Annotated in this window: 11 protein-coding genes; 7 read left to right on the top strand and 4 right to left on the bottom strand. The window is 42.4% G+C overall.

The genetic code is table 11. The features are described 5' to 3' along the window. Positions 1–143 precede the first annotated feature (143 nt). The 3 genes from ACXAG2_RS20510 to ACXAG2_RS20500 all read left to right on the top strand — a co-directional run bounded on the left by ACXAG2_RS20510 (position 144) and on the right by ACXAG2_RS20500 (position 3,548). Positions 144–380, top strand: coding sequence for a hypothetical protein (locus tag ACXAG2_RS20510; protein ID WP_474870113.1), 237 nt, complete (start codon positions 144–146; stop codon positions 378–380). A 51-nt stretch (positions 381–431) separates the two neighbouring features. Then, entirely contained in the window at positions 432–1,652 is a 1,221-nt protein-coding gene (locus tag ACXAG2_RS20505; RefSeq protein ID WP_474870110.1) for a cytochrome-c peroxidase, read from the top strand. 249 nt (positions 1,653–1,901) lie between these two features. Further along, positions 1,902–3,548 carry a DUF5011 domain-containing protein gene (locus ACXAG2_RS20500; protein ID WP_474870107.1) on the top strand — a complete coding sequence of 549 codons (1,647 nt, stop codon included), beginning with the start codon at positions 1,902–1,904 and terminating at the stop codon, positions 3,546–3,548. A gap of 64 nt (positions 3,549–3,612) precedes the next feature. Here ACXAG2_RS20500 and ACXAG2_RS20495 read toward each other — a convergent pair whose 3' ends face one another. Continuing rightward, the gene (locus tag ACXAG2_RS20495) at positions 3,613–4,362 is read right to left on the bottom strand and encodes a response regulator (protein WP_474870105.1); all 750 of its coding nucleotides are present in this window, start codon (positions 4,360–4,362) and stop codon (positions 3,613–3,615) included. Between the two features lie 13 nt (positions 4,363–4,375). On the opposite strand from ACXAG2_RS20495, the gene ACXAG2_RS20490 reads away from it, so the two are divergent. The 4 genes from ACXAG2_RS20490 to ACXAG2_RS20475 all read left to right on the top strand — a co-directional run bounded on the left by ACXAG2_RS20490 (position 4,376) and on the right by ACXAG2_RS20475 (position 9,375). Then, positions 4,376–5,866 carry an ATP-binding protein gene (locus ACXAG2_RS20490; protein ID WP_474870102.1) on the top strand — a complete coding sequence of 497 codons (1,491 nt, stop codon included), beginning with the start codon at positions 4,376–4,378 and terminating at the stop codon, positions 5,864–5,866. Positions 5,867–5,969: 103 nt separating this feature from the next. Beyond that, on the top strand, positions 5,970–7,145 hold the full coding sequence (locus ACXAG2_RS20485) for a flagellin N-terminal helical domain-containing protein (RefSeq protein WP_474870099.1): 1,176 nt from the start codon (positions 5,970–5,972) through the stop codon (positions 7,143–7,145). A 720-nt stretch (positions 7,146–7,865) separates the two neighbouring features. Further along, complete coding sequence (locus tag ACXAG2_RS20480) at positions 7,866–8,786, top strand: metallophosphoesterase (protein ID WP_474870096.1); 921 nt, start codon at positions 7,866–7,868, stop codon at positions 8,784–8,786. A gap of 16 nt (positions 8,787–8,802) precedes the next feature. Next, a complete protein-coding gene (locus ACXAG2_RS20475) occupies positions 8,803–9,375 on the top strand; it encodes a hypothetical protein (protein ID WP_474870094.1) in 573 nt (190 codons plus the stop codon). Here ACXAG2_RS20475 and ACXAG2_RS20470 read toward each other — a convergent pair. Genes ACXAG2_RS20470 through ACXAG2_RS20460 form a run of 3 tightly spaced genes read right to left on the bottom strand, consistent with a single transcriptional unit; the run spans position 9,372 to position 11,288 of the window. Next, positions 9,372–9,779, bottom strand: coding sequence for a hypothetical protein (locus ACXAG2_RS20470; protein WP_474870091.1), 408 nt, complete (start codon positions 9,777–9,779; stop codon positions 9,372–9,374). The genes ACXAG2_RS20475 and ACXAG2_RS20470 overlap by 4 nt on opposite strands. Further along, positions 9,776–10,036 (bottom strand): hypothetical protein, encoded by a 261-nt coding sequence (locus ACXAG2_RS20465; RefSeq protein ID WP_474870089.1) that lies wholly within the window; start codon positions 10,034–10,036, stop codon positions 9,776–9,778. The genes ACXAG2_RS20470 and ACXAG2_RS20465 overlap by 4 nt, the downstream gene beginning before the upstream one ends. A gap of 49 nt (positions 10,037–10,085) precedes the next feature. Continuing rightward, on the bottom strand, positions 10,086–11,288 hold the full coding sequence (locus tag ACXAG2_RS20460; RefSeq protein WP_474870087.1) for a PDDEXK-like family protein: 1,203 nt from the start codon (positions 11,286–11,288) through the stop codon (positions 10,086–10,088). Positions 11,289–11,538: the final 250 nt, after the last annotated feature.

The following is an 11,538-nucleotide window of genomic DNA, read 5'->3' as shown; positions in this document are numbered from 1 at the left end:
GAGTACGGCGGTTTATGGAGACCACATCACCATTCCCCGGCAATGCCCACGGAATGGCAAAGGTGTAGCAGACATAGGATCAGTTATTTAGAATTGGGAAGACAAATTTGGTTCGGCATTAATTATGACTATTAGGAGAAAATATGTCTTTATTCGTTGCAGGTACGCTTGTTATTTCTCTGCTATGTTATAACGCAACCGCCGATATTGGTGCCGGGGAGTTTCTTAAACAGGCTCAAATTTTTAATGCGGAGTTAACTTCTATCAGTGAGGCCGGGGAGTCTGGTTGTATTGATATCAAAAGCCAGCGTGCGCTTGAAGAAGCAAGACGATTAGTTGAAGCTGACGCAAGTCAGGAGACTTTGAGTATCAAGCAGTGAAAAGAATGCACGTCAGGGTTCTGACGTGCTTTTCCGGCTATTGTCCGAATTATGGATTCTGAATTGCGAAGAGTGGCTCTTTATTTTTTTGTTCTGACTGTTTTTTTATTCTATGCCGGTCAGAGTGCTTCTTATGCATTGCGGGCAGAAGAATACGGCGCGGTGGGAAGCTTAACTCAAAATGTTGACTTTCATGCGCTTAGACAAGTGTATTCAAAACAACCATATTTATGGCCTGAAGCGAATATAGACAAAACTGTAGATTTCACAGAATTAGGAATGTTGCCGGCAGTGGTTCACCCTGCAGACAGTCCCTATTCAGATGAAGTGTACAAACTTGGTTATGCATTGTTTCACGATGGAAAGCTCTCGTCATCAGGGCAAATAGCGTGTGCCAGTTGTCATGATCCTGATTTAGGATGGGGGGACGGGCAAAGAGTGTCTTTCGGACATAATCGTCAAGCAGGTAAACGTAATGCGCCGTCTTTAGAAAATGTGGGATTTCAGAGTGTCTTCTTTTGGGATGGAAGAGCGAAATCACTGGAACAACAAGCATTAATGCCTATCCGGGACCCTGTCGAAATGGCATTCAATCTTAAAGAGTTAGAGCAGCGTCTTACGAATTCACTTGTTTACCGCCAGCTTTTTGAAAACGCCTACGGTAAAAATAGCATTTCAACTGTGAATGTAGCCAAAGCGCTTGCCACTTTTCAACGCACTATTACCTCCAGGCGCAGTGACTTCGACTACTTTTTACTGTCATTAAGCGAAACTGACGTGCGTAGAAAGCACATGTACAATCAAAAATTGAGTGACCAGGCGCTATGGGGGCTGGATCTATTTCGCCGCAAGGCCCGGTGTGCGAATTGCCATTATGGACCACGTTTTACTGACGACAAATTCCATAACATTGGGCTTACGTGGTACAAACGGGAGTACGAAGATCTCGGGCGCTATGAAACAACCCGGAACGTAAAGGATGTGGGAAAGTTCAAAACTCCGGGGTTGCGCGGAGTGATGAACACAAAGCCGTGGATGCATAATGGTTTGTTTTCAAGCATGGAAGGCATACTTAATATTTATAATAATGGCGGCGTGCCTTCTCAGCCGGATGAGGAGGACCCTATGTCTCCGGTGACCTCGCCATTGTTACGTAAGCTCAATTTAAGCTACGATGAAATTAAAGCACTGTTGGCATTTCTCAATGCTATTACGGCACCGCCAGCCAGAGTTCCGCAGCCTGAATACGATTCAGAAAATCCGCCGGCGTGAAGCATTCCATCATTCAATCTGCAAAGGCTGAGCGACATCGGCGGCTTTGTTCAGGTTTTTGTCATTGAACCGCGGAAACTGAAATATTTTCGACACTACGTTGCGAGAACTGTTGCTGAATCCTAAACTCAAACCTCAAATATTTTGTGACCTATAACCTTCATTGTACGCATCTAAGAATAGATGCTAGCATTAAAGTACTAGTACGCTTGCAGAATAGCGCTCCAGTAATTAAACAGGTATGCCCCGATGAGCAAAAGAGTCCTGCTCGGAATTTTAGTTTTTTTTACAATTTGCCTTGAAGGTTGTGGTTCCGGCGGTGATTCGGGAAGTGAACCGCAAGGCACCAATGCGCCGCAAGACACTAAAGCTCCCGTTATCAGCTTAAATGGCGATGCGCTGGTTGAACTTCCTCTTCAAAGTGACTTTTCTGATCCCGGCGCTGTCGCTGAGGACGAAACAGATGGAACGCTGACTGTTTCAAAATCCGGAAGTGTGGACCCATCAACTCCCGGCGAATATGTAATAAAGTACTCCACCTCAGACAGTGCAGGTAATACCGCTGAAATTACACGGGTCGTGATCATACTGTCCGATGCAACTCCTCCCCAAATCACCATGAACGGTGCAGAGACCCTGACGTTGTATTACGGCGAGGAATATCGTGAGATGGGAGCAACTGCAACTGATGAAATAGATGGGACTGTTGAAGTTTTAATCTCTGGTGTAGTTGACTTAAGCGCTGCAGGTAATTATTCAATCACTTATACTGCTACAGACAATAGTGGTAACTCATCCCAAATGATGAGGACAGTGACAGTTTTGGATACTCAGAACCCAGATTCCATACTCGACGGCATCGTATTTACTGTGGGCGGGGCACAAGGTCAAAAGTTGAACGGGCAGTTGCCGGTAGGTGGTGACAGTGCATTTCCTGCGGTTGTAAGTGCTCCCAATCTGATAGTAACGAATCAATCCGCCGGCGAACGTATTGATGTGGTTTTTAATACCGACGCAAATATAAAAGACGTGTTTGTTACAGTTAAAGGTGCTGAAGATTATTTAGTTTTTGAGCAATCTGCACAATCGCAACTGTCCGGCGTTTCAGAATCGGTTTCAGTAGAAGTTGGACTTTCAAGTCGCATACTGGATGGTGATTTTTGCACTGAAATCAGTGTATCAGATGCGGCCGGTTCCGTGTCTGACATTGCTGAAACGTGCTTCACTGTAAGTTCAGTGTCAGAGACAGGAAACAGAACAATATTCTTTGCAGACTACTCTTCAAACTCAGTGCTGTCTTCTCTCAATTTTGACACCAGCGAAGTGTTCGATATCGGGACGGTCGGTTATCAGCTAACAGATATCGCATTTTACAACGGGCAGTTATTTGGTGTGACATTTTCACAATTGATATCTATTGATTTGAATACAGGGACAGGCCGGAGTATAGGAAATATCGGCGTCAGGGGTGTAAATGCGCTGGAGGGTCGTGCGGATGGACTTGTTGCCGGAACGCTTTATGGAGAGATTATTAAAATCAATCCAATTACCGGAAGTGGAGACCCTATCGGTAGCTTTGACAGCAACGTGTATACTTCCGGAGATTTAGTGTTTAATGATGATGAAACTGTTTTGTATGCCTCAGTCGTTTTACCGGATACAGATAGTGACTATCTGATTAGCATAGACCCGGAAACAGGTGAAAATACGTTAATTGGTGCGATTGGGTTTAAACAGGTTTATGGCCTGGCTTATTTCAGACAGCAGCTTATTGGCCTGACTGACGGTGGCAAGTTTATCATTATCAATCCTGAAACAGGATTGGGTACCCTTGTCGATAATGCTGTTTCATTCAGTGCTGGTGGCGCTGCTACCTATGCTACTTCTGGCGAATAAAGAGGTCTGTGTTTACAACGGGTTATTTGTCAGAAGCTGTTGTGATTTTCAGTTGTGTACTAGCTCAGATCAAATCCTTACTTTCAATAAGGCCTGTTCTCAGGGCTAATTGGGTTAGCTCGAAGCTACTGGTGCAATTAAGCTTTTCAAAAATATTACGACGGTGCGAATGCGCCGTTTTCGCCATAATATCCAGCTTTTTGGCGACTTCTTTAACAAGCTTACCTTTCGCTAATAACAGGAATATTTCACGTTCACGACTAGTTAGCGAATCTAAATTGGTGTCTTTTCGTCCCTTAATATTATTGCTTAGATTGATAAGCACATCAGGACTTAAAAACGAGTTGTCGTTTATCACTTCATTAATAGCTTTGACGATATCATCTGCCGCAGTACGCTTAGAAAGATAACCATTTGCGCCGGCATTAATTGCTTCGGATATATGGGGCTCACGGTCATATATGCTAAACACAATAGATTTTGCTGCTAGCTCGTGTAAGGATATAAAGCGTAGTATATCAGAGCCGTTACCGTCAGGAAGTGATAAGTCTGTGATTACTAAATCAAATTCTAATTCAGTTAACGTAGTCTTTGCCTCAGATACCGACGATGCCTCGGCACAAACTTCTAAGTATTCCTCTGCGTTAATTAAGGCTTTGAAGCCTCGTCGCACAATTTCATGATCATCAACCAGCAGAATTTTTATGTTGTTTTTATCCAAACTCACGCGTCCCAGTACGTCACTAATCCGATATGCGGGTAGTAATAACTCTTTGTTAATCGCTAGCTTAAAACAACTCGTATGCTGTGTCATTTTTGGATTCGCGATGGTGGGAAGTTATTTTTTATCTCGCAATATGGAGGCGATTGATGACACAACCAGTTGGTACTTACCTGCAGGCGTCCGTTTACTTGCTTATTGGTATACAGACAAAAAGTATTGGCCCAGTCTTCTGATTGGCGAATATACGATTCATATATTTTTTACGACTTGGCTTCATCACGGTTTGTTTTTAGACACCTTTGATCACTATCTCGGGGAAGCCCTCGATCCGCTTCGAATTATTCCCCCCCTGCTCACAATGATTGGGGTTTTTGTCATTCGTGCCAGACACTTATCACGTTATTCATTGCAAGATAACTGGTGGTTGATAACCATCGTGCTTATAACTACGTTTATGCAAAGCTTTTTAAGAGCACTAATCTATTTCATCAAACCAGAATTTAGTAAGTTGCAGGCAGCGGAGCTAACCATAGGGTATTGGATTGGCGATTTCATTGGTTGCTGTATCGTATTGTCTGTAGCGTTTATTCTTACTCATGTTACGAGCACAAGGTCTCTTATATGCAGGGTGGTTACACTATTGATACTGATTGGTTTTCTGGTTAGTAGCTGTGAATTCTTTAACTGGATCACCAATACGTCCAATCCATTCTACTTATTTAAGCTATTGACCTTACTCTCGGTTCCAGTCCTTATTTTAATTTACAACATACAAGGCGCTATGTTGTCACTGCTTGGCGCATGTATTGCGCTGGTTATTTTACAACCGCAAGCTGTGGATTTTTGGGATTTGCAAATCTATGTATTGGCACTTGCTATTAGCGGCCTACTAACGGGAAGTGCTTTTGAAGCGATACAGGATAAAACTAAGAAGTTAGGTGAAAGTTTAGTGGCGCTGGAGCACACTAACGGCGATATTAAGCGCTTAACACAACAATTATCTACTGCTACAGAGAAAGAGCGCGACAGGCTTGCACAGGAGCTGCACGATGACGTTGGGCAGTCTATTATCGGCTTAAAAACCGAAGTCAAATTGGGCGAAAAGCGAGGGATTCCCAATGAGTTTCTACAGTCGCTAAAAATTCAGATAGATCAGATATATACCAGCGTGTATCAGATATTATTTCAATTAAGACCCAAGGAGCTTGATGATGTGGGTCTAGTCGCCGTAATTAAAGGCGATAAGTTTTATTCCCTACTGAATAAAAACAGTATTGAATATATCCCTAACGTTAATCTATCCAGCGAGCCAGGCAAGGAAGTGGCAACAGAGTTGTTCCGCATAATACAGGAAGCCATTAGCAATGTTATTAAACACAGTGCTGCTTCCCGGTGTACTGTCGAGCTAAAAGAAAATGAACAGGAGTGGCTGCTGTCAATTAAAGATAATGGCAAGGGCTTTAATCCAACAACTATCCAGTCTGGGCTTGGTCTGCAATCGATGCAGGACAGGGCGAACATGCTGGGGGGATACTTCACGGCTCATTGCGAGGGAGATCGTACGGTCATCAGTATTCAAATTCCCAAAACGTAGGGTAGCTAAGAATTTTTCTTAGTTTTTATGCTACTAATCTGCATGATAGTTGTTGTGACAGGCAGTAGGCTTTTTACAGTTATGTCCATTGCAAGGGACTGTAGTGAGCTTGTTTGTCAATACCAACACATCCAGCCTGAATGCTACAAGACAGCTGTTTAATGCTAATAGTAGTCTAGATAAATCATTTCAGCGCTTATCTTCCGGCTTTAGAATCAATAGCGCTTCCGACGACGCTGCGGGATTGCAGATCAGCGATCGCATGACAGCACAGGTAAATGGTCTCAAGCAAGCTGCAAGAAATGTAAACGATGGGATTTCACTTGTACAAGTTGCTGACGGCGCGCTTAAAGAGACTGTGACGATTTTAAAACGAATCAGGCAACTGTCGGTGCAAGCTCAAAATGGCATCAATAGTGATTCGGACAGACTAGCTCTGTTTAAAGAGTTTTGGGCGTTAACTGATGAAATGGATCGCATAGCAGCGACTAGGTTTTCCGACAAATTTATATTTGATGGACAATTCAGTGCCAGTTTTGCAGTAGGAGCAAATGCGGGTCAATCAATCGATGTGAGCCTTCGCCAGTTTGACGGGTATTTTGACGCACTGCGACTTGGCTTGAGCAATCTTGATATAGGTAATGATTTAAACGGAGCTGGATTTATAAACGCTGAGGATGCTAATGCGGCGCTACCTGGCCCATTTGCACCAAATCAAATTGTCTTTGGGAATGTACCAATTGGATTTGGAAACTTTTTAGCGGTATCCGATAATTCAGGTGAAACTTACAAACGAATTAATTACTTATTTGAAGAGGGAATTACCGCTACTGATATTGTTAAAGACGTAAACAAGGTTCTTGGCAAAGACGTTTTATATGTATCTGGAAATGATGTACGGATAAATGGTAGCCAACCCTCTTTTCGCCTCGCATCAACTGGATCTGGCGGTGCCACTATTTATCCAGGTGTTGGTTTAGGAGCACCAATTTCTAATCTTTCAAATGACGCGTTGGGGACCATTGATAATGCCATATCCAGCATTAATGGCATTCGGGCTGACCTCGGTGCAACTCAGAACCGATTTCAATCAGCGCTTAGAAGTCTCTCGAATACAGAAGAGAATGTGTCAGCTGCTCGAAGTCGGATTATGGATGCAGACTATGCGCTCGAAACGGCAAATCTCACCAAACATCAAATTATCCAACAGGCTGCGACTTCTGTTTTAGCTCAAGCAAATACCCGCCCTCAAGTCGCACTAAGCTTATTAGGAGAGTAGGATTTTGCGTTGTCTGACAATAATGGCTTACGAAACATGTGCTTAAAGAACGATAGACCGTTTCTGATATTGCATTAATTAATATCGTATTTTGTCGTGCCAAGGCTCTTATGCCCAATTAACATGAAATCACTTTGTGTTGACTGAGCGGTTGGCTAGCTTAGTTCTAAATCTACGTCTACCAGCCTCTGATTGAACCCTCTTATTGCAAAGCTAAAAGGTCGACGCCTCTATTGGTTATAAACCATTTTTCTTATTCACTTCATGCAGCAATGGTACAGCTTCGCTGATTAATCAGGAAATGTGTTTGAAATATCTTGGTTTTCATAAAGCGAGGTTTAATGGAATGGTTATACGCATTTAAACGGAAAAGAGAGCTTTGAGAACACTCAGAAGATAATTGATGTGACACAAAAAAACCGACTAAAAAGTCGGTTTATTGTTTCTTCCCTTAAGAAAGAGAATGGTACCAGTGGGCGGACTCGAACCGCCACACCCGAAGGCGGGGAATTTTGAAAAGTTTGCGTATTAAAATTATTATTTAAATCAGTGGCTTATAATTATCAAAAGGCGCTTTGCAAATTCTTTGCATGAGTTCCGGTTGGCACTCGATGTATCATAGATACCAATGTCTCGAACATCACTCCTATCGTTAATATCTGATTCAACGGTTTTGGTATATTCTACTGGTAAGCTAGATTTTCGCGCAGGGTGCTAATAATGGATTATTACGACATCATTGGTGACATTCATGGATACGCGTTCAAACTCAAGCAATTGTTGGATAGGTTGGGTTATGTTGAAAGAAATGGTTGTTATCAACATGAGTCACGTATCGCTATTTTTGTTGGGGACTACATCGACCGGGGCCCAGAACAAGCTGAAGTCATCGCTATTGTAAAAGCGATGGTTGATTCAGGAAGTGCGCTTGCCATTATGGGGAATCATGAGTTTAATGCAGTCTGCTATGCGACACTTGATCCTGTAAATCCCGGGCAATATCTACGAAAACACAATGATGTTAACTACAAGCAACATCAAGCTTTTCTGAATGCGTTCCCGCTAGATAGTCAGCAACACACAGATGCTATCGAATGGTTTAAGACATTGCCGGTGTATCTGGACTTAGAACATATCAGAGTCGTCCATGCTTGCTGGCATCAGCCTGCCATTGTTCAATTAAAAGAAATCTTGAATGAGGATAATACCATTCCGGATGATATGTTTGTGACTGCCTCTCGGCCTGAACACGCGCATTTTCGCCTCATAGAGGATGTTGTGAAATCACCAGAGGTAAAGTTACCTGATGGCTTTTCTTTTTTAGATTCAGGTAAGAAAAAAAGAACAGCTATTCGGGTAAAGTGGTGGGCAGAAGATATCCCTACTTATAGGAATTTGGCACTTAGCATTCCGCCTGCTAGTTTGGATACATTGCCAGATATGCTGGTAGAAGACGTTTATACCTATGACTCCGATAAACCAGTGTTCTTTGGTCATTATTGGATGCAGGGTGAGTGCGTACCGCAAACCGATAAAGTCGCCTGTACGGACTACAGTGTTGCTAAAGGTGGCGATTTGGTTGCCTATCGCTGGTCTGGTGAATCTGAATTAATGGCCAGGAACTTTGTTAGGTCAAATTAGCTAAAAGGAATTGAACGTGAATCAAACGAATGTGGCAGATATACCTGAAGAATTACAAACCAGAATCAGCGACATATTATTTTATAAGTGGGATCCGCTTAACTTGTCCAATTCTAACTGGCCGAAGTCCGAGTATGATTCTTATGTGGCTGAGGTATTCAGGCTAAGTTATCAGCGTGATGATTGTTCAGAGCTTACTGCATATCTCGGTAAATTGGCGACTGAGCATATGGCCTGTGCCAAAAATGAACAGCATGATAAGGCGGTAGCACAACTGTTATTATCAATAGTTAATGATACAGACTATTATGCTGACCATGCAGTGATTGAGATTGATACCAGTGACACTGGAGAAGTCGCTGATTGGGATGCGCTAGATATGGATAAACTTGACTCAACTGTTTCACTCAAGAAGTCACTGTCCTTATCCCATGATGAAATCGAAAAATATTTTGCATGGCTAGAGCAATTTTCTTTTGAAGTTCGCGGCGACGGTGTCTCAGTTGAGTTTGAGTTATTGCCATGGCTGGGTGAGAAGGTCACGGTGAGTCTTGGTGGTAAAGAACTCGTATTGCGCGATTATCTCTAGCGAATCATTTCGCGCCAGCCCTCATAAATCATCACCATGGCAAGCGTATCAAGTTCACAATACTTCAATAGTTCATTGCGCAGCTCGTCACGTTCGTAGTTGCTCATTTGTGTAAACTGCATTTTTGCATAAGCAGTTTGTGCGAGCCCACCGTTGTTGAGTTCATCGGCGTCAGATATCAGTTCCTCAACTTCTTCTAGGACGTCAGAAAAGAGTTTGGGTAAGCTTTTATAGGGATCAATAACGTCACCGTCCGCTGTGAATTGTACCCAGGTATGCTGACTAAAGTTATGGCTGGGAATTTCGCTACTACCGTAAATCGGAGAGCTGTACTTTTGCTTTAGGTATTGCGAGCTGTTTAAGATTGCAGGCAATACCGCTTTAATTGAATTAGAGCCTTTCATAGCGGGATCGTAAAAGTACTTTTTAACCAGTACCCATAAGCTAAAGCCTGTTCGTAATCCAATGAACCAATTTCTACACCACCAGGGTAAGCACACTTTGCTAGCTCCCCGACCTGATAACCCCCTTCGGCAAGAGCTTCCATAAATGGGTCGTTGACTGAATTATCCACATACTTCTCTTTTCCCGTATAGAAAAGTTTGGTTGGGCATTCTGTTGCTAGCTTGAAGCGAGACTTGGTGAGGTAGCGTCCTGTCATTTACTCTCTCCTTAATTCAACATCTCTATATGTTTACAGCACAACAGCTCTAACATTCAATATAGTGGTCTAGCGCGCGGAGCTCTTTTAGATATTCCATAAAAGTAGTAATTAATTCACTGTGAAACGCCAAGGGCTTTCCACCATTACTCGCTGTTCTTAAATACCAACTGCCACTTCTTTTTAGTTCCAGTGTTTTCACATTGTCGTTGACTACTTCAAGCTTGTCTTTATCACCCTTTGCGTTTGTCAGGCTATTAATGGCAATGTTCGTATGATGGTTTTTACTGTCAATGGAGACGGAGAAGCGTATTTTGAAATGCGCGCTGATAGCTTTGGCAAAAAAATCAAATTGTATAAATCGGGCATCTTGATATGTGTTTAAGTCTAAGAGAAACTCATAAGGAATATTGCCGAGTAGAAGGGAATTCTCAATTTCTGATCTGAGTGTTTCAATCAGTGCCATGACTTTGTTGTCAAGATCGTATTTTTCAATTCTTCTTCGGTAATCATCAAGATTGGCGGGAGGTTTTCTAATTGACCTTGGTTTTTCATTGAAATTATCGTTGTCATCAATGAAGAAACACATCGCTTTGATAGTGTGTCTAATGTAGTCCGTTATAGGAGAAATTTGCCCACAACTTTCTTCGGCCAACAAGTCTCTTAGCATCTTCAGTACTGTGCCACCCTGTTGTTCTTCAAAGTTTTTCCATTTGAGCCAACAAGTAGAGATGGATGATTTTGCGGCAGGATCGGTTATTACATTGAATTCTTGTGTTAATTTACCTCCGGCTATTTTTTCATCCGGAGTAAGGTAACACAGTGCTTTGTGTTTGGCGTTTTCATTTTCCAAGCACTCAAGATAGCTTAACAACTGATTATTACCGGCGCTATCAGGCGATACTTTATTTTCGATATACAAAATTAAAGTTTCATCCTTTAGCGCTTCCTTTCCTTGATCGTCAATTTCAGTAATGGCAATTCTAATGTCAACTTTTGAAGAGTTGTCCTGTTTCTCTGATATGTCCTGTTCTACACCGACGATGTAATTATATTTTTTGCTTTTTTCGTGCAGATAATCTGTTAAAAAATCGCTGTTTATCTGGCTATTTAGCTCTCCGATAAAGTAACGGAAAAAGCGGTCTGACAGACCATGATCTTCATTGCTATCGAGTAGGTAAGACAGCCACGCGGTGAGGGTGACTTCTCGGACAGATGAATTGCCACGTTGCAGAACACTGAAGATATTCACTATAACTCCCTTTTTTAATCGAATACGTTTACACTCAACGTATAACCATAGCGAGTTTTACTCAACTTTTGTTTTTATACTAAAGTATTATTTGGGTGTTCGGCGTATTACATGTCTCAGTTTAGGGAAGTGGACAAATTCATTTATGAATGAGCCGGTCCTAAATAACTGATCCTATGTCTGCTACACCTTTGCCATTCCGTGGGCATTGCCGGGGAATGGTGATGCGGTCTCCATAAACCGCCGTACT

The organism is Alteromonas sp. ABH4_456, from assembly GCF_056160645.1.
The sequence above is the reverse complement of the archived record's forward strand: the minus strand, read 5'-3'. Positions and strand labels throughout refer to the sequence as shown.